At 69.7% G+C, this 18,873-nt stretch carries 15 protein-coding genes; 8 read left to right on the top strand and 7 right to left on the bottom strand.

Annotation, left to right across the window (positions count from 1 at the left end):
* Positions 1-7: 7 nt before the first annotated feature.
* The 4 genes from ACN0TP_RS10375 to ACN0TP_RS10360 all read left to right on the top strand — a co-directional run bounded on the left by ACN0TP_RS10375 (position 8) and on the right by ACN0TP_RS10360 (position 7,143).
* Entirely contained in the window at positions 8-1,210 is a 1,203-nt protein-coding gene (locus ACN0TP_RS10375; RefSeq protein WP_417218764.1) for an MFS transporter, read from the top strand.
* A 323-nt stretch (positions 1,211-1,533) separates the two neighbouring features.
* Positions 1,534-2,700 carry an exonuclease SbcCD subunit D gene (locus ACN0TP_RS10370; protein ID WP_417218763.1) on the top strand — a complete coding sequence of 389 codons (1,167 nt, stop codon included), beginning with the start codon at positions 1,534-1,536 and terminating at the stop codon, positions 2,698-2,700.
* Positions 2,697-5,783 carry an AAA family ATPase gene (locus ACN0TP_RS10365; protein ID WP_417218762.1) on the top strand — a complete coding sequence of 1,029 codons (3,087 nt, stop codon included), beginning with the start codon at positions 2,697-2,699 and terminating at the stop codon, positions 5,781-5,783. Before ACN0TP_RS10370 ends, ACN0TP_RS10365 begins: the two co-directional genes overlap by 4 nt.
* Before the next feature lie 64 nt (positions 5,784-5,847).
* Positions 5,848-7,143: an MFS transporter gene (locus tag ACN0TP_RS10360; RefSeq protein ID WP_417218761.1), complete on the top strand. Its 1,296-nt coding sequence runs from the start codon at positions 5,848-5,850 to the stop codon at positions 7,141-7,143.
* A gap of 16 nt (positions 7,144-7,159) precedes the next feature.
* Here the strand turns inward: ACN0TP_RS10360 and ACN0TP_RS10355 are convergent, their stop codons facing one another.
* Positions 7,160-7,879: an IclR family transcriptional regulator gene (locus ACN0TP_RS10355; RefSeq protein ID WP_417218760.1), complete on the bottom strand. Its 720-nt coding sequence runs from the start codon at positions 7,877-7,879 to the stop codon at positions 7,160-7,162.
* A gap of 296 nt (positions 7,880-8,175) precedes the next feature.
* Between ACN0TP_RS10355 and ACN0TP_RS10350 the strand changes: the two genes are divergently transcribed.
* Together ACN0TP_RS10350 and ACN0TP_RS10345 are read left to right on the top strand one after the other, a co-directional pair.
* On the top strand, positions 8,176-9,507 hold the full coding sequence (locus tag ACN0TP_RS10350) for an MFS transporter (protein ID WP_417218759.1): 1,332 nt from the start codon (positions 8,176-8,178) through the stop codon (positions 9,505-9,507).
* Positions 9,508-9,609: 102 nt separating this feature from the next.
* On the top strand, positions 9,610-9,879 hold the full coding sequence (locus ACN0TP_RS10345; protein WP_417218758.1) for a hypothetical protein: 270 nt from the start codon (positions 9,610-9,612) through the stop codon (positions 9,877-9,879).
* A gap of 45 nt (positions 9,880-9,924) precedes the next feature.
* Here the strand turns inward: ACN0TP_RS10345 and ACN0TP_RS10340 are convergent, their stop codons facing one another.
* Positions 9,925-10,593 (bottom strand): phosphoribosyltransferase, encoded by a 669-nt coding sequence (locus ACN0TP_RS10340; protein ID WP_417218757.1) that lies wholly within the window; start codon positions 10,591-10,593, stop codon positions 9,925-9,927.
* Positions 10,594-10,651: 58 nt separating this feature from the next.
* Complete coding sequence (locus tag ACN0TP_RS10335) at positions 10,652-11,479, bottom strand: hypothetical protein (RefSeq protein WP_417218756.1); 828 nt, start codon at positions 11,477-11,479, stop codon at positions 10,652-10,654.
* 212 nt (positions 11,480-11,691) lie between these two features.
* Here ACN0TP_RS10335 and ACN0TP_RS10330 point away from each other — a divergent pair, with 212 nt between their 5' ends.
* Positions 11,692-13,152 carry an MFS transporter gene (locus ACN0TP_RS10330; RefSeq protein ID WP_417218863.1) on the top strand — a complete coding sequence of 487 codons (1,461 nt, stop codon included), beginning with the start codon at positions 11,692-11,694 and terminating at the stop codon, positions 13,150-13,152.
* 52 nt (positions 13,153-13,204) lie between these two features.
* Here ACN0TP_RS10330 and hpaD read toward each other — a convergent pair whose 3' ends face one another.
* From hpaD to ACN0TP_RS10310, 4 genes are read right to left on the bottom strand one after another with little or no spacing between them, the layout of a single operon-like run.
* Positions 13,205-14,302: a 3,4-dihydroxyphenylacetate 2,3-dioxygenase gene (gene hpaD / locus ACN0TP_RS10325; protein WP_417218755.1), complete on the bottom strand. Its 1,098-nt coding sequence runs from the start codon at positions 14,300-14,302 to the stop codon at positions 13,205-13,207.
* A 38-nt stretch (positions 14,303-14,340) separates the two neighbouring features.
* Positions 14,341-15,843, bottom strand: a complete 1,503-nt coding sequence (hpaE, locus tag ACN0TP_RS10320) for a 5-carboxymethyl-2-hydroxymuconate semialdehyde dehydrogenase (protein ID WP_417218754.1) — start codon at positions 15,841-15,843, stop codon at positions 14,341-14,343.
* Positions 15,844-15,878: 35 nt separating this feature from the next.
* Positions 15,879-16,541, bottom strand: coding sequence for a GntR family transcriptional regulator (locus tag ACN0TP_RS10315; RefSeq protein WP_417218753.1), 663 nt, complete (start codon positions 16,539-16,541; stop codon positions 15,879-15,881).
* A gap of 8 nt (positions 16,542-16,549) precedes the next feature.
* Positions 16,550-18,091 (bottom strand): fumarylacetoacetate hydrolase family protein, encoded by a 1,542-nt coding sequence (locus ACN0TP_RS10310; RefSeq protein ID WP_417218752.1) that lies wholly within the window; start codon positions 18,089-18,091, stop codon positions 16,550-16,552.
* 475 nt (positions 18,092-18,566) lie between these two features.
* Here ACN0TP_RS10310 and ACN0TP_RS10305 point away from each other — a divergent pair, with 475 nt between their 5' ends.
* Complete coding sequence (locus tag ACN0TP_RS10305) at positions 18,567-18,758, top strand: hypothetical protein (RefSeq protein WP_417218751.1); 192 nt, start codon at positions 18,567-18,569, stop codon at positions 18,756-18,758.
* Positions 18,759-18,873 lie beyond the last annotated feature (115 nt).

Raw genomic sequence — 18,873 nt, 5'->3', positions numbered from 1 at the left:
CCACCCCATGACGAGCATCCCCACGACGCCAGCGGGCAGCGGCGTCTCCGACCGCGGCACCTACACCTACATCGCCGTCTACAGTGCGGTCCTCTACACCGTCCTGCTGATCGCCCCGGTCATCGGCGGAAAGCTCACCGAGCAGTTCGGCCTCTCCGCCGGCCAGCTGGGCATGCTCTTCTCCTGCGAGCTCGGTGCGTTCAGCCTGGCCACGGTGCCGGCCTACCTGTGGCTCAGGCGGATGAACCTGCGCACGGCCACCTACCTCTTCACCGCCGTCGTGATCCTGGGCAACCTGGCGTCCGGCTTCATCGACAGCTTCGAATGGCTGGTCGCCGCCCGCATCATCACCTCCCTGGCCGCCGGATCCATCACCGTCATCATCCTCTCCCTCGCGGGCAAGACATCGAACCCCAGCAGGGCCTTTGGGTTCTTCGTGGTCTTCCAGCTGGTCATGGGCGCCCTGATCCTGGCCATCTTCCCGAGCCTCTTCGCCGGGAGCGGGGTGGCCGCCATCTACTGGACGCTCTCCGGCCTGGCGGTGTTGTGCCTGTTCGTCGTGCGAAGCATCGACGGCGAGGCATTGCGGCGGCCCGCAGCCGAAGGAACCGTCGTCGTGGCACCCGTCAAGATTCCCGTCGTGCGGTTCGTGCTGGGGCTCGCCGCCGTCCTGCTGTTCTACGTCTCGCTCAGCGGTGTCTGGTCGTTCATGGCCCAGATCTCCACTGGAGCCGGCGTCGGCCTCTCGGCCACCTCGCTCGTCCTGGCCGGTGCCACCGTCGCGGGCATCGCCTCCGCGCTGATTGCCACGGTTCTCGGGGATACGCCTCGCCGGCGCGCCTTCCTCCTCATCGGCTACATCGGCATGGCCATCAGCATCGCCTTGCTGTTCGGCGCGCCGGGATTGCTGCGCTTCGCCGTGGCGGCGGTGATCTTCAAGTTCGCCTGGACCTTCATCCTGCCCTACCTGCTCTCCAGCCTCTCCGATCTCAGCTCCAACGGCCACGTCATGAACACCACCAATCTGATGATCGGTTCGGGCTTCGCGATCGGTCCGGTTGTCTGCGGCACCATGATCGAGTCCACCGGAAGCTTCGTCCCGATGCTCACCATGGCGGTGATCGGCGTCGTGGCATCCATGGTGTGCGTGCAGGCGATGCAGGGCCGAAGGAAGGCGGCACCGAGCCAGGCAGCGTCGGTCCCGGCCTAGTTCCATGCGCCGGCAACGCCGGCGGCGGAGGACCTGTTGCGTCGATACGCAGCGGTCTTCGGGCAGCGGGCCCCGCTCTTCCCCCGAAACCCGCTCATCCTCGACAGCGCCCGGGGTGGCACCATCGATCCGGAACCACTGCCGTGGAGGCAATCCACCTTGACGTTCCGACGAGGGCCAGTCGTGTCGGGTCAAGTGCTTGCCGTTCAGCGCCCGCCCCGGCGCGCCACGTGATTCCGGGCGGTTTCCCCAGGCGGGAGGCGGTCGTCCACAGCCCGGCTGGCCCGTCCCGAACCGTCGGCCACGCTCGATAAGCTGGGGCGATGCGAATCCTGCACACCTCCGACTGGCATCTGGGCCGCTCCTTCCACGGGGCCGGCCTGCTGGAGGCCCAACGCGGCTTCATCGACTCCCTGCTGGACACGGTCACCACCCAAGGCGTCGAGGTCGTGCTCATCGCCGGCGACGTCTATGACCGGGCACTGCCCTCCGTCGACGCAGTCGCCCTGTTCGACGACGCCGTCGTGAGGCTGCGCGAGGCAGGGGCCACCGTCATCGCCACCAGCGGCAACCACGATTCCGCGCTGCGGCTCGGCTTCGGCTCCCGGCTGCTGGAGCGGGCCGGCCTGCACCTGCGCACCCAGGTCGATGACCTGGACGCCCCCGTCCTGCTCGACGGCGGCGACTTCACCCTGGCCGTCTACGGGCTGCCGTACCTGGAACCGCGCATGGTCGCCGAGGGCCTCGGCGTCCAGGCACCCGGCCACCAGCCGGTGATCCGGGCGGCCATGGACCGGGTGGCGGCGGATCTGGCAGCCCGGCGCGCCTCCTCGACACGGCCGATCCGCTCGCTGGTCATGGCCCACGTCTTCGCCGCCCAGGGCCAGGGCAGCGACTCCGAACGCGAGTTGAGCATCGGCGGACTGGACATCGTCCCCCTCGATGAATTCGCCGACGTCGACTATGCGGCCCTGGGGCACCTGCACGGCCGTCAACGCCTCACCGAAACCATCAGGTACTCGGGCTCGCCCATCGCCTATTCCTTCTCCGAAGCCAACCACCGCAAGGGGGCCTGGCTGCTGGAGGCCACGGCCGACGGCATCGGCCCCATCGAGCCGGTCGACTGGCCGGCGGCCAAGAACCTGCGCGTGCTGCGCGGTCGGCTCGAGGACCTGCTGGCCGACGACTCCCTGGCCGACGCCGAGGAGGCCTGGTGCCAGATCACGCTCACCGACCGGGACCGCCCCGCCCAGGCCATGGAACGGCTGCGCACCCGCTTCCCCGACACCCTGGTGCTGCACTTCGAACCCGAGGGCCGGCCCGCCGAGGTCGAACGGACCTACCGTGACCGGCTCTCCGCCGCCGAGAACCCGCTGCAGGTCTGCACCGGGTTCATCGACCACGTCCGCCAACGCCCGCCCTCGGACGCCGAGGCCGAACTGCTCGCCCGCATCCTCACCGAGGCGACCAGCGCGCAGGTGGCCCGATGAGGATCCACCACCTGCAGGTCGCTGCGTTCGGCCCCTTCGCCCGGCGCCAGTCGATCGACTTCGACGAACTCTCGGCCGCCGGGCTGTTCCTGCTCAACGGGGAAACCGGTGCCGGGAAGACCAGCATCCTCGACGCCATCTGCTACGCGCTCTACGGGGGGCTGCCCGGCGCCCGAGAAGGCTCCAAATCGCTGCGCAGCGACCACGCTGCAGCCGCCGACGAACCCGAGGTCGTGCTGGAGTTCAGCACCGGAGGCCGCCGCTTCGAGGTCCGCCGCTCACCGCAATGGCAGCGCCCCTCCAAACGCGGTACCGGCAAGACCACCACGGCGCAGGCCCAGAGCCGGCTGCGCGAACTCGTGGACGGCACCTGGCAGGAACGCTCCACCCGCAACGACGAGGTCGCCACCGAACTGCGCGCCGTCATCGGACTGGGCAAGGACGAGTTCACCAAGGTCGCCATGCTGCCCCAGGGCGCCTTCGCCGCCTTCCTGCGCGCCAAGGACAAGGAACGCGAGGACCTGCTCAAGACCCTCTTCGACACCCGCCTGTTCGGCACCGTCGAGACGCTGCTCGCCGACGAACTCACCGCGGCCCGCACCGCCGCCGAAGACGCCGAACGCTCCCGCGCCACCGCCATCACCCAACTCGTCGAGGACGGCATCGCCTCCCTGTACGACGACGGTGCCCCCGTCCCCGCCGAGCTCACCACCGAGGGCGCCGGGACCGGGGAGCTGCTGGAACTGCTCGCCGCACGCCTGGGGGAGCGCAACACGGCGCTGGCCGCCGAACGGGCCGCGGCGGACACGGCAGCCGCCGACGCCCGGCAGGCAGCCACCGAGCTCGGCGACCGGGCCGAACGCCACCGCGCGCTGGCCGAACTCCAGCAACTGCGCAGCACCCACGCCGAGCGGGCCGGGCACATCGCCGACCTGAAGGAGCGGCTCGCCGCTGACTCGGTGGCCAGCTCGCTGGCGGGAACCGAAACGGCACGCACCCGCGCCGCCCGGGCCCGGGACGCTGCGGAATCCACGCTGGATGCTGCCCGGCGCGGCACCGCCGACGGACTCGCAGCGGACTACCTCTCCCGCGCGGCCGCCGACGAAGAACCAGATGCCACCGGGACGGACGATCCGGCGGTAGAGGCCCGGCTGGCCTCCACCGCTGCATCCCGGGCCACGGGCGACGCAGCGGTGCTGGCCGCCGCCCTGCCCGACGAACACGAGCTGGCCCAACAGACAGCCGACCTGCAGGCCGCCACCTCCGACCACGGACAACGCACCGAACGTCACACCGCCAGCGAAGCCGAGCAGGAAACGGTGGCCGCCTCCCTGCCCGGACTGCGCGAGCGCGCCGACGCCCTGGCGGCAACGGCCACGAGCCTGGCTTCCCTCACCGCCGCCCGGGACACCGCCGCCGAACGGGTCGCCGCCGTGGAAGCACACACCACAGCGGAGGCCGCGGCCACGGCAGCCCACGCAGCCTGGGCGGCGGCCAAGGACCGGCAACTGGCCGACCGTGCAAACCTGCTCGAGCTGGGGCGTACCCGGCTGGGCCAGGCGGCGGCCGCCCTGGCACGCGAACTCGTCGACGGCGAACCCTGCCTGGTCTGCGGTTCCGCCGATCATCCGGCACCGGCCACGGTGGAGGACGGGGAACTGGTGGAGGAGGCCGACGAGGAAGCCGCCCGGGACATCGCGGCGGCCAGCGAGGCAGCGGAAACCGAGGCCGCCACCCGGTTGCGCGACGCCCGGGCCGCCGCAGCCCTCGCCGCCGGCCAGGCGGGCGGGCTCACCCCCGGGGAGGCCGCCGCGGCACTCGCCGACGCTGAGCAGGCACTGGCCGACGCCACGGCCGGTGCCCGGGAGGCCGAACGCGCAGCCACCGCCCTGGCGGACGCCACGGCGGCCCACGAACGGCTGCGGACCGCCAACACCGAGGAGGCAGCGGCGTTGACGGTCCTCGCGGAACGCATCGGCCAATGGCGCACCTCAACGGCGGCCCTGCGGAAACGCCTGGCGGCTTTGCGCGGCGACGACGACTCGCTGCAGGGCCGGCACGAACGCATGATCGAGGCCCGGCAGCGGCTCGAAACCCTGGCCCAGGCCGCCCGCTCGCTCCAGGAGGCCCGCACTGCCGCGGCGGACGCCGCCCGGACGTGGGAGGAGGAACGTTCCGCCGCCGGCTTCGCCGACGACGGTCGCTGGGCGGGCGCGGTCATGGACGCCGCGGCACGCATCGCCGCCACGACGGAGGTCCAGGCCTTCGCAGCAGAGTCGGTCCGCATCGAGACGCTGGCGGGAACCCAGGCCGTCTCCACCGCCCACGCCGAAGCCGAACGCGGCATCGGCGCCCCGGACGGGGAACAACTGGCCGCCGCCACCGCGGCGGCCACCGAAGCCGCCGGCGCGCGCGATGCCGTCCTGCAGCGTGAAGCCGTCCTGCGGGCCTACTCCAGTCGGCTGGAGCGGGGCAGCGGGGAACTGCGCCGGCTCGATGACACCCAGGGCGCGGTGCTCGCGCGCTACCAGACGGTCAAGTCGATGGCCGACCTGGCCCGTGGTGGCGGGGAGAACCGCTTCAAGATGACCCTGTCCACCTACGTGCTGGCCGCACGGTTGGAGGCCGTTGCCGCGGCCGCCACCGAACGGCTGCTGGTCATGACCGGGGAACGTTACGCACTGGTCCACGACGACACCCCGAAGGGCAACGCCAAATCGGGGCTCGGGCTGCACGTGTTGGACGCCTGGACCGGGCAACGACGCGACACCCAGACCCTGTCGGGCGGCGAATCGTTCATGGCATCGCTGGCTCTGGCGCTCGGGCTGGCCGACGTCATCCAACAGCAGTCCGGGGGCATCGACATCGAGACGCTCTTCGTCGACGAGGGATTCGGCTCGCTCGATGAGGGCGCGCTGGAAATGGTGATGGACGCCCTCGACGGCCTGCGCCGGGGAGGCCGGGTCGTCGGGCTGGTCAGCCACGTTGCCGAGATGAAGCAACGCATCCCGGCCCAGCTGCGCGTGAGCAAGGAACGGGCCGGATCCACCGTCCGGGTGGTTCTGGCCGACCCGGTAGAATAAGGGGGTAAGGGTTGGGCGCTCCGGGTGGCTGGGACGGGCGCGCTAGGAAGGAACCCTGAAACCCATGAACTCCGCGACGTCCTCGTCCCCTTCGGGCGCGCCGGCCCAGAACGCAGCGGCCCCCACCGAGAGCGGCAATTTCCGCAGCCTGCTCGAGCTGGCAGGTCCTGCCTTCTTCCCGCTGGCCTTCTTCGCCCGCCTGCCGCTGGCCATGTTGACCATCGGCACCCTGACCCTGGTCAGTACAGCCACCGGCTCCTACGCCAGCGGCGGCGTCGCCGCCGGGGCTGTGGGCATCGGCTCGGCCATCGGCGCACCGCTGCTGGGCTATGCCGCGGACCGGTGGGGACAGCGCCTGGTCCTCGTCCCGGCCGCGCTGGCCCACGCAGTGCTCGTCGGTGCCCTGATCGTTTGCGGTGCGGGCATCCTCCCCGGCGTTCCGACGGTCCTGGTCATCGTCGTCGCCTTCCTGTCCGGGGCCACCTGTCCGCAGGTGGGGCCGCTGGCCCGGGTGCGGTGGATGGCGCTGACCGCCGGCCGCCGTCGTGGCCGCCGCGAACTCGAAACGGCGTTGAGCTACGAGAGCACCGTCGACGAACTGACCTTCGTGATGGGCCCGGCACTGGTCGGCGTCCTGGCCTCGGTTCTCGCCCCCTGGCTGCCGCTGGCCCTGGCGGCGGTGCTGACCGCTGCACTCGTTCCGGCCTTCGCGGTGCACCCCACGGGCCGGGCCATCCAACCCCACCAGCCATCGGCAGGGCCCGTCGCCGGAGCCGGCTGGGTGCGTGGACGTATCATCCGCGTGGGCCTGTGCGTGCTGGGCATGGTCGGCATGGGCACCTTGTTCGGCTCGGTCTCCGCGGGAGCCGTGTCCTTCGCCGGCGTCTTCGGCGACGCCAGCGCCGGCGGACTGCTTTACGCGGCCCTGGGCCTGACCTCGGCCATGGCGGCACTGTCGGTGTCCTCCTGGCCGCAGGGCTGGGCGCAGCCGGTCCGCTGGGCCGCCTGCGCGCTGCTGCTGATCCCGCTGGCCCTGCTGCTGCAGATCCCCTCGTCGATCGGTTCCATGGTGGTGTTCCTGCTGCTGATCGGACTACCCGTCGGACCGGTCATGGTCACCATCTTCACCGTCGGGGGAGACGTCGCCCCGCTCGGACGGATGGGCACCGTCATGACCATGCTCGCCAGCGGCATCGTCGTCGGCACGGCGATCGGCAACGGCCTGGCCGGTGTCATGGCCGATGCCGTCGGACCCCAGGGCGCGTTCCTGGTCGCCGCCGGTGCGGCGACACTGCTCTTCCTCTCGGGTGCCGGAACCCTGGCCCTGGGTCGCCTCCGACGCACGACGGCGGCTCGCTGAGACCCGCTACCCCCGGTCAGGAACCCAGGGTGCGCTCGACCGACACGGCAGCTGCGGAGACCTGGCGCCCCACCTCGTGGAGGTCGATGGTCCGCGTCGCTGTGGCAAAAACGATCGCCAACGCCGCGGGATCCTGCCCCGGGATCCGCAGCGGAGCCGCCAGGGACGTCACCCCGGGGATGACCTCGTCGACGCTGGTCGCATAGCCGAGTTCCGCAGCACGCACCGCCTCGGTGCGCCACGGATGCCCCGGGGCGATGAGCTCCCACTCGGCGGGCGTCATGGTGGACTGGATCGCGATGCCGGGTGCCCCCCGGGAGAGCGGATGGCGCGAGCCGGGGCGCTGGAGCACCGTGGCATGGCCCTGCCGCGGCTCCACGGTGACCAGTGTGACGCAATCATCGTGGTCCCACACGACGATGAAGGCGCTCATCTGCAGTTCGTTGGCCAGGACCGTCAGTTCCGGCAGGGCCGCTGACTGCAGGTCGCGCTGGACCCCGCGCGCCAGGGCCGCCAGTCCCGGGGCACCCTGCAACCGTCCGGATTCGTCCCGACGCACCAGCGCGTGGTCCTCCAGGGTCCGCAGGATCCGGTAGGCGATGGACCGGTGCACCCCGAGTTCATCGGCCAGCTCGGCGATCGTGGGGGCATCCTGCCGATCGGTGATGATCTCCAGGGCGCGCAGGCCCCGGGAGAGCGTCTGGGCCGGTGAGCTGCCCGGCGGGTGTTCGGTCATGGGCTGGTTGCCTCCGATGCTGCGCGGGAGGCATCCGCTGGGGGGAAGAGGGCCTCGGACTGATGGCGAAGTGTTCTGGCGGTGCAGTGTTCTGTTATGGAACTTTGAATTCGAATATAGAACAGGTTGGTGGCAGGTGGCAAGGAGGTTGCGGGCCGCGGTCACGTGAAGCCGTTGCGTGCGTTTGTTGACGAAATCTTGACTGCCGCCGGGTTATGATGAGCTCGATCACATTTACCGTCCGTTCGGTCGGTAACGCACCGCGCGCCCTCCGGCGCCCAATTTTGGAGTCCAGCATGTCCCAGTCAGCGGCAGCGCCAGCTGCCATCAACCGGCGCGAGGAACGCAAGGTCCTCGCCGGCACCCTCGTCGGGACCACGATCGAGTGGTACGACTTCTTCATCTACGCCCAGGCCGCCGGCCTGGTGCTCGGCCCGCTGTTCTTCGCCCCGCTGGGCGAGACCGGCGCCCAGTTGGCCTCGTGGGCCTCCATCGGCATCTCGTTCCTGTTCCGCCCGCTGGGCGCCATCGTCGCTGGACACCTGGGGGACAAGCTCGGGCGCAAGAAGATGCTGGTGTTCACCCTCATCATGATGGGCGTCTCGACCTCGCTCATCGGCGTCCTGCCCACCCACGCCCAGATCGGCGCCGGAGCCGCCATCCTGCTGATCGCGCTGCGCGTGCTGCAGGGCTTCTCCGCCGGCGGCGAGTGGGGCGGTGCCGCCCTCATGTCGGTCGAGCACGCACCGGACAACCGCCGCGGCTTCTTCGGGGCCTACCCGCAGATCGGCGTCCCCTGCGGCATGATCCTGGCGACCTTCACCATGTGGATCCTCACCACCATCATCGGCAACGACGCCTTCCTGACCTGGGGCTGGCGCGTGCCGTTCCTGTTCTCCATCGTGCTCATCGTCATCGGCTACCTCATCCGCCGCTCGGTCGAGGAGTCCCCGGTCTTCGCGGCCCTGCAGATACGCAAGAAGGAATCCTCGGCTCCGCTGGGGCAGCTCTTCAAGCACAACACCCGCGAGGTCATCCTCACGGCGCTGATCTTCATCGCCAACAACGCGGCCGGCTACCTGCTCATCGCGTTCTTCGCGACCTACGCGACCAAGACCCTCGGCATGGAGCGCGGGCCGGTTCTGCTGGCCACGACGCTGTCCTCCTTCGGCTGGCTGTTCTTCACCATGTACGGGGGCATCCTCTCCGACAAGCTCGGCCGCGTGCGCACCTTCCAGATCGGCTACGCCCTGGTGGCGATCTGGTCGATCCCGATGTGGTTCCTCATCGACACCGCCAACATCTACTGGTACTTCGTCGCCCTGTTCGGCCTGACGATCGGCCTGGGCCTGTCCTACGGTCCGCAGTCGGCACTGTATGCGGAGATGTTCCCGGCCCGGGTGCGCTACTCAGGCGTCTCGATCGGCTACGCCCTGGGCGCGATCCTCGGCGGCGCCTTCGCCCCGCTGATCGCCGCGGTGCTGCTCTCCAACACGGGGCACTCCTGGAGCATCGGCATCTACATCGTGGTCATCACGATCATCTCCTTCGTGGCGGTTTCCCTCGTCAAGGAGACCCGCGGCGTGGACCTGCACGTCGAGCACCACGTCAACCACGTGGAAAAGTAGCCCGGCTCCACACCGGCACCTCACCAGCACGACGACGGCCGCCGCACCCGGGGTTTCGGGGTGCGGCGGCCGTTCTGTGGCGCGGAGGGGCTCCATGAAAAGATGGACTGGACCGTTGACGACGAACAGGAGCTCGTGAAACCGATGCAGGGTGGACCTCACGATGGCGTAGGCCAGCCGGTATCCGGCGTGACCGGGGAGCCACGGCGGCTCCGGCTGGACCGTTTGATCTGGTGGGTTGCCGTGGTCATCGGCGTTCTCGTCGCCCTGGCCGGGCACCAGGGCCTGGGACTGGGCATCATGCTCGGCGGGGCCGTGCTGGGAGGGGTCCTCGAGCTGGTTCTCTGGAACCGGCGCCGCCCGCGACCGTGACCCTGCCGGTGGAACGACTCCACGTCGGGCAGCAGCTGCCGGCGTTCAGCCGCCCAGCAGCCGCAGCACATCCTCGTCGGTGAGCTGGTCGTATCCCGCGTAGAACGCCCCGACGGCCTCGAAGTCATCGGGCTGGCGGGGGCACACCACCTCGTCGGCGATGCCGGACAACTCGGCACAGACCTCGGCAGGTCCCACCGGTGCGGCGACGATGATCCGTTCCGGATGACTCTGGCGGACCACCTCCACGGCGGCCTGCATGGAGGCTCCGGTGGCGAGTCCGTCATCGCAGAGGATGACGGTTCGATCGGTCAGGTCAACGCCCCGACCCCTCAGGTAGGAGTCCTGGCGGCGCTTGAGTTCCCCGGACTCCCGGTCGCGGACCTCGGCGAGGGCCTCCGCCGTCCGGGACCCCGGCGGCAGGGACGCCAACACGTGGTCCATCCTGACCTCCGACCGGTCGGGCCCATGGGCGGCGAGGGCGCCGAAGGCCAGCTCGTCGTGCCCCGGGACCCCGAGTTTGCGGACGACCAGGGCGTCGAAGGGTGCGCCGATGGAGCGGGCGATTTCCGCGGCAATGGGTACGCCGCCCCGGGCCAGGCCCAGGACGACGACGTCTTGATTCCCCTGGTAGCCGGTGAACCGGGTGGCCAGTTCCTGTCCCGCGTAGTGCCGATCGGTGAAGGGCCGTGGTGCCCCGAATGAAGGTCCCATGCCTCCAGTGTGGACGCGATCGCCGCAAGTGGCCACCCTGGCTCCTCCCGCGGCGACGTCAGGTCCAGAGTCCGATGCGTTCGGTGAAGTCCGCGACGAGAGCCGGGAGAACGCCGTCGTCCTGCAGGCAGGCGAGCACATTGCCCGGGGTCGGTGCGACGGTCCCCTCGGACCAGGCGGCCAGTTCCGCCAAGGCCGGGGCCAGGTCGGGACGGACCATTCCCCAGCGTTCGGCGGCAGTCCGCCGATCGGTCGTCCAGGTGGCATCATGCATGCTGACCAGCCCGGCGACGGCCACCAGCGTCTTGCGGGCAATGCGGCGGCCCAGCGATGATGCCCCGCCGTCGGCGGCCAGCAGCCTCCAGCGATCCAGGCAGCGGCCGATGTCCCCGTTGAAGCCACGCGCCGCCGCACGGTCGCCCCGAAACGGTGCGATCCCCTCGGAGGGGTCCGGCCCGATGAGTGGCACGCAGTAATGGCGCAGGAAGACCCTGTTCCCATAGGCGGCATCACCGGGACCTACGAAGTCCACGGGCTGTGCCGCGCCGATCTCCACGGCCCGGCAGAGGCCGGCATGGCGGGCCGAAAGCCCGCGGGCCACGGGGGCCACGACGTCAGCGGGAAGCCCGATCGTGAGCAGGTCGACGTCCGATGCGTCGGCTATCGCCTGCCCGGTGGCCACCGACCCGTACAGGTACAGGCCCGGTGCCGGGCCGTGCCCGTCCTCGGTGCGGTCCCCGACGTGATCCCCAACGGTGGCGAAGGCAGGTGAGAGTTCGGAGCACGCCTGGGCCAGTAGGGGATCGTAGGCGGCCGGCACCCTCTCCCGCCGGGCGCCGGTGGTGATGAAACCGTGGGCGTCGAGCCCCTCGTGTGGATCGAGCACCGGCTACCTTTCGGGGGAAACGCGGACACGTGGTGGTGTGCCCATCGTAGGTGCGCGGCACCGCTGGACGGGCACCGGGTTCGTGCGCCAAGGCAACGAATCCCGTCCTGCGATGCTTGAATGGGCTGGTGACCTCCACTCCAGCTGCCCCCGATGCCGTGGCCGAGCCCGACCCGGGCCGCTGGCGGATCCTGGCCGTCCTGCTGACCACCATGTTCATGTCCTTGGTCGGCGTGAGCATCGTCAACGTCGTGCTGCCCTCCATCCAGACCGGATTGCACGCCGACGACACCGACATCCAGTGGGTGCTCTCCGGCTACGCGCTGACCTTCGGGGTGGTGCTGGTGGCCGCTGGCCGTGCCGGGGACATCGTGGGACGCGCCCCGATCTTCCTGGCCGGCGTCGTCATCTTCACGCTCTCCTCCGTCGGTGCCGGGCTGGCGCCGGACCCGCTGACGTTGAACATCGCCCGTTTCATCCAGGGGCTGGGCTCGGGGCTGCTGAACCCGCAGGTGGTGGGCATGATCCAGCACAACTTCCGGGGGCGTGAACGCGGACGCGCCTACGGGGCGCTGGGCAGCGTCGTCGGCGTTTCGGTGGCCATCGGCCCGCTGATCGGCGGGCTGATCATCCAGCTCTTCGGCGCGGAAACCGGATGGCGCTGGACCTTCCTGGTCAACGTGCCAGTCGGCGTTCTCGTCGTCATCCTGGCGTTGCTCTGGTTCCCCCGGCCGCTGTTCACCCGGGTCCCGGCGGCGCCGGCGCGACACCCGGAGGAACGGGCCGAAACCTCCCCACCGGTCGAGGCGGAGCTGGTCGTTGAACCCGACGTGGCCATCACCGGCAGGGCTCGGCGCCGCGGCACCCGCGACCGCGACCTGGACCCGGTCGGTGCCCTGCTGCTGGGCGTCGCCGTGTTGGCCCTGCTGCTGCCGTTCGTGCAGGGGAACCCGACGATCTGGACGTGGCTGCTGCTGCCGGCGGGCCTGGCGCTCATGGCGGCGTGGGTGGCGTGGGAGAAGGGCTACCGTGCCCGCGGCCGCAGCCCCATGGTGGATCTGGACCTCTTCCGGACCGGGAGCTTCACCTACGGGACGCTGATTGCCGGCCTGTATTTCCTGGGCGTGACCAGCGTCTGGGTGCTGGTGGCGCTGTATCTGCAGAACGGGCTGCACATGACGGCCCTGGATACCGGACTCATGGGACTCCCTGCCGCCCTGACCTCCGCGGTGGTCTCCAACTGGGCCGGAAAGCGGGTGATGGACTACGGCCGCAAGATCGTCATCGGCGGCATCGTGGCCTCGTTCGTGGGCCTGGGGTTGAGCGTGCTGGTCATCCAGCTCAACGCCCACACCGGCTTCCCCATCTGGTGGTTGGCGCTGGCGCTGCTGTTCATCGGGGTGGCCCAGGGGGCCGTCATTTCCCCGAACCAGACGCTGACGCTGACCGATGTCCCGCTGCGCTACTCCGGCAGCGCCGGCGGCGTGCTGCAGACCGGCCAGCGCATCGGCACCGCGGTGGGGCTGGCGTTGGTGACAGCGATCTTCTTCGCCACCCTGGCCGCCAGCGACTGGCAGGGTGCCTTCACCACCGGGTTTGCGGTGATTGCCGGCGTCGTGCTGATCACGCTGTTCGTCGCCCTGGCCGACGAGCGGCGGCGCCGCAGGATCTGACCTGTGGCGCCGCCGTCGTTCCCGGTGGACCCGGGTGGTGCGATGGGTGTTCCTACAGCTGGTGGCCCATCTTGAAGCCGATTTCCTCGCCGGGCTCGTCCTCGATGGCATCGCCCGGAGCGCGGGTGTAGGAGAAGCCGTCGGCTCCGACCGTGACCGCCATCTCCGACTTGTCCTCGCGGACCACGACGTCGCGCGAGTTGCCGTCCAGGTCCAGGACCAGGGAGGCCTCGGTGTACCAGGACGGGACCACCGGGTTGCCCCACCAGTCGCGGCGCTGGTTGTCGTGGACGTCCCAGGTGATCACGGGGTTGTCCGGGTCGCCGGTGTAGTAGTCCTGCGTGTAGATCTCGATGCGGTGGTCGTCCGGATCCAGGATGTACAGGTAGAACGCGTTGGAGACGCCGTGGCGTCCGGGGCCGCGCTCGATCCGGTCCGAAATGCGCAGGGCGCCCATCTTGTCGCAGATCTGGATGATGTTGTGCTTCTCGTGCGTGGCGAACGCGACGTGGTGCATGCGCGGGCCGTCGCCGCCGGTCAGGGCGGTGTCGTGCACCGTCTGCTTGCGGTGCATCCACGCGGCGTAGGTGACGCCGTCGGCGTCCTGGATGTCCTCGGAGACGCGGAAGCCCAGGCCCTCGAGGTATTCGCGGCCGCGCGGCACATCCGGGGTGACCTGGTTGAAATGGTCCAGCCGGACCAGTTCGCCGGCACCGTAGAGGTCGTAGCGCTGGTGCAGGCGTTCGACGTGCTCGACCTCGTAGAAGAACTCGTACGGGAAGCCCAGCGGGTCCTCGACGCGGACCGAGTCGCCGATGCCGCGCACGAAGCCTTCCTTACGGCGTTCGGTGCGGCAGCCCAGCGCCTGGAAGTAGGCCTCGGCGGCGTCGACCTCAGCGGGGGACTTGACCCGGTAGGCGAACGCCGCGACGGCGGCGACCGGGCCCTTGCGCAGCACCAGGTTGTGGTGGATGAACTCCTCGAAGGAGCGCAGGTAGATGGCCGTCTCGTCCTCGTAGGTCACGTGCAGGCCCAGCAGGTCCACGTAGAACTTCCGCGAGCGGGCCAGGTCGGTGACCACGATCTCCATGTAGGCGCAGCGGACGATGTCCGGCGCGGGGACGCTGGTGGTGGTGGTTTTGATGTCCATGATGTTTCCTTAGCGTGCGGTGGGGAGGGGGAGGGGGCTCAGGCCTTGCCGAAGACGGGGTTGTGGACCTCGCCGAGGTTGATGTGCACTGCCTGCTGGTCGGTGTAGAAGTCGATGGAGCGGTAGCCGCCCTCATGACCCAGACCCGAGGCCTTCACGCCGCCGAACGGGGTGCGCAGGTCGCGGACGTTGTTGGAGTTCAGCCACACCATGCCGGCCTCGACGTCCTGCGAGAAGTTGTGCGCCCGCTTCAGGTCGTTGGTCCAGATGTAGGCGGCCAGGCCGTACCTGGTGTTGTTGGCCAGTGCGAGCGCCTCCTCGTCGGAGTCGAACGGGGTGATCGCGACGACGGGGCCGAAGATCTCCTCCTGGAAGATCCGCGCCTCCGGGGCGACGTCGGCGAAGACGGTCGGCTGGATGAAGTTCCCCTCGGGGAACTGCTCCGGGCGGTCCCCACCGGCGACCAGGCGGGCCTCCGACTTGCCGATCTCCACGTAGGAGGCGACCTTCTCGTAGTGCTCCGGGTGGACCAGGGCGCCGACCTCGGTGTCCTTCTCGTGCGGCAGGCCGACCTTCACTCGCTGGGCCTGGGCGGCGTAGCGCTCGACGAATTCGTCGTAGATGCCGCGTTCGACCAGGATGCGCGAGCCGGCGGTGCAGCGTTCGCCGTTGAGCGAGAAGACGCCGAAGATGGTGGCGTCGATGGCGGCGTCCAGATCCGCATCGGCGAAGACGACGGCGGGGGACTTGCCGCCGAGCTCCATCGACAGGCCCTTCAGGTACGGTGCGGCGTTGGCGAAGATCAGCTGGCCGGTGCGCGATTCGCCGGTGAAGGAGATCAGCGGGACGTCGGGGTGCTTGACCAGCGAATCCCCGGCGAAGCCCTCCTCGCCGAAACCGTGCACGATGTTGAACACGCCGGCGGGCAGGCCGGCCTCCTCGAAGATGCCCGGCCACAGCGAGGCCGACAGCGGGGTGAATTCGGCGGGCTTGAGCACCACCGTGTTGCCGGTGGCCAGTGCCGGTCCCAGCTTCCAGGACTCGAGCATGAACGGGGTGTTCCAGGGGGTGATGAGCCCGGCGACGCCGATCGGCTTGCGGTTGACGTAGTTCGCCTGGCGGCCCGGGACCTTGAAGGCGTCGTCGTGCTGGGCGACGATCAGGTCGGCGAAGAACCTGAAGTTCTCCGCGGCGCGGCGGGCCTGGCCCAGTGCCTGGGTGATCGGCAGGCCGGTGTCGTAGCACTCCATCTCTGCAAGTTCCTGGCCGCGGGACTCGACGATGTCGGCGATCTTGTGCAGCACGCGGGAACGTTCGCGCGGCAGCATGGAGGGCCACGGGCCGTTCTCGAAGGCGGCCTTGGCGGCGGCGACGGCAGCATCGACGTCGGCCACCTTTCCGGAGGCGGCCTTGATGTAGGACTGGTTGGTGACGGGGTCCAGCACGTCGAAGGTGTCGCCGTCGATGGAGTCGACGAGCTGGCCCCCGATGTAGTGCTGCAGGTGGGTGGGCAGGTTCTCCGGCACGAAGTGCTTGCTCATGATGGTCCTTTCGTGGTGGATCGGGGAGGGGGGTTTCAGATGGCCGAGGGCGGTTGGCCCGCCGCGGCCAGGTAGGCGTTCAGGGTGTTGGTGCGGTGCCTGCGGGCGGCCTGTTCGATCTCCGCCGGCGGTGCGCCGGCGGCGAGCAGGTCCAGCAGGCCGTCGTGCTCGGTGACCGAGTGGTGGGCGCGGCCGGGCACGTGGTCGAAGGAGGAGGTGCGCATCGCCGCCAGCCGCGCCCAGCCGCGGTGGACCAGGTCCAGGATGTGCGGGTTCGGGCAGTTCTCATACAGCACCGTGTGGAACTGGTTGTTCAGCTCGGTGAAGCGACGTGGATCAAAGTCGGCCAGCGTGCGCCGCATCTGCTCGTTCAGCCCCCGGGCCCGGTCCAGGTCCGCCGGCGTGAGCAGCGGTGCGGCCAGGGCGGTGGCGGCCCCCTCGATCACCGAGAGCGTCTGCATGGTGTGCAGGTACAGCTCGGTGTCCACCGAGGCGACGGTGGCCCCGACGTTGCGTTCGAAACGCACCAGGCCCTCGGCCTCCAGCTTGCGGATCGCCTCGCGGACGGGGACGACGCTGCAGCCCAGTTCGGCGGCGATGGTCCCGAGCACCAGCCGGTACCCCGGGACCAGCGCCCCGGAGGCGATCCGATCGCTGAGCAGCGTGTAGGCCTGCTCGGATTTGCTGGTGGTGATCATCCCGGGTCCTAGTCGTCGACCGTGGAGTGCCCGGCGGCGAGCCAGTCCGCGTACTTGGCCTTCCACTCCGCGTTCATCGGGAACAGCCCGTCCACTGCGTGGCCCTGGCGGACCTGCTCGAAGACGTACTCGTCCATGCGCTCCTGTTCCAGCGCCTCGTCGGCGACCTGCTCGGCCATCGCCGGCGGGATGACCAGGATGCCGTCGTCGTCGGCGACGATGATGTCGCCCGGCTGCACGGTGGTCCCACCGCAGGCGATGGTGAGGTCGGTATCCCACGGCACGTGCTTGCGTCCGAGCACCGCGGGGTGCGATCCGCTGAAGTAGGCAGGGATGTCCAGTTCGGAGACCGCCGTCAGGTCGCGCACGCCGCCGTCGGTGATGATGGCGGCAGCGCCGCGGACCTGTGCGCGCAGGCCCAGGATGTCGCCCAGGGTGCCGGAGCCCTTCTCGCCGCGGGCCTCCATGACCAGGATCTCGCCCTCGTTGATCGAGTCGATCGCCTGCTTCTGGGCGTTGAACCCGCCGCCGTGGGACTTGAAGAGGTCCTCACGGTTGGGCACGAAGCGCAGCGTGCGGGCGGTGCCGATGACCTTGCGGCCGGTCTTGGTGCAGCGCAGCCCGTCAATGGAGACGTTGTTCAGCCCGTGCTTGCGCAGCGTCGCGGAGATGGTCGCGGTGGCCACGGCGTTCAGCTTCGCCCTGAGCTCGTCGGTGAGCACGACGGCGGGGCCCGGCTGCGCGGCATCGGCCGCCGCAGCGGGGGAGAGGGCGCCGGCGGCGGAGGCCGCCTCCTCGGAGCCGTACGCGTCGATGAGGTCGGCGTCGGTGAGGCGGGGCTGGTTCCCGAAGGAGGCCATCGCCGTCGTGCCCTGGGTGACGCCGGTGGACAGGCGCCCGGTGGACAGGCCGGAGGCGGGGTCGTCGACCTCGACCTCGACGGTGTCGCCGGGGACGATGACCGAGGAGCCGGCGGGGGTGCCGGTGAGGATGACGTCGCCGGGCTGCAGGGTCATCAGCTGGGAGAGGTCGGCGACGATGCGGGAGAAGTCGAAGATCAGCCCGGCGGTGGTGTCGTCCTGGACGAGTTCGCCGTTGACCCAGGTGCGCAGGCGCAGGCCCGACGGGTCCACCGCGGAGGCGGGCAGCAGGGCCGGACCCATCGGGGTGAAGCCGTCGCCCGACTTGGAGCGGATGTTCGAGCCCTTGTCCGCGTACTTCAGGTCGTAGACGCCCAGGTCGTTCGAGGCGGTGACCCAGCCGACGTGGCTCCAGGCGTCCTCGGGGGCGACGCGGCGGGCCGTGGTGCCGATGACCAGGGCGACCTCGCCCTCGAAGGCCAGGGCGCGGGTCTCGGCGGGGCGTTCGACGGCCGTGCCGGAGACCGAGAGCGAGGAGGCGGCCTTCATGAAGTAGGACGGGTGCTCCGGGGTGCGGCCGCGCTGGGCCGCCCGGGAGGCGTAGCTGAGGTGGACGGCCAGGACCTTTCCTGCGGCGTCCAGCACCGACTGGTCCACCGGTGTCGTGCTGGTTGCGTTGTTCGGCTCCATCGCCACGGTTCCTCCTGTGATGTACGAAATCGTATACGATTCATCATGCCGTGTGGAGCCGGTCACGTCAAGGGGGTCTGTCCACAGGTGCCGCGGGTTTGCTGTGCTCCATCGTGCAGCTGCGGATGATGGGGACATGGAGGATGACGGTTTGGATGAACCAGCGGAGGATATTGCGGATCCGCAGGCCCTTCTCGAGGCGAAACGCGACGACGACGGGGTGCGCTTCACCATCGATGAGCTGAGGGCCGAGCTCAGGCCATGATGATCTCCACCTCGCTCGGAAGCGCCGCGATTACGGTGGATGTTCCGGCTGACCTGGTCCAGTGGCTGCGGCTTAGTGCCGATCTGGCGCTGGAGAGTGTCTCGGGGCCGTCATCGACACGCAACGGCAACGTCTCATGGACGAGACCGTAGCCATGCGGGATAATGGCCACAGAGAGTAGCGACGGAGGACCGGATGGCTCGGAAGACGATGAGCAGCAAGTACGCCCTCAAGGCAGAGAAGCTGGCTAACGGGAAGTACCGCGTCTTCATGCCTTCGCGGAACGCCACGATTGATGTTGCCAATGTCTACCAAGCGGTGTCGCTGGAGAGCGCCGAGCGTGTACTGGCCGACCAAAACGAAGAACCGGTTCCTCCACGTCGTTCCAGGCAGGGCCTCTAACGACGTTCGCGCTGGTAGGACTGGCTAGCGCAGGTGCGCGCAACCGGGCGCGCCGGCGTGGCCCGGAGCATGGGGGCGAGTTGCGCCCATGTCGCCAATGTCTGGGCAAAGACAT

Source organism: Arthrobacter sp. (assembly GCF_048266065.1).
Taxonomy (GTDB): Bacteria; Actinomycetota; Actinomycetes; order Actinomycetales; family Micrococcaceae; genus Arthrobacter_H.
This window is presented reverse-complemented; position numbering and strand designations above follow the sequence as displayed.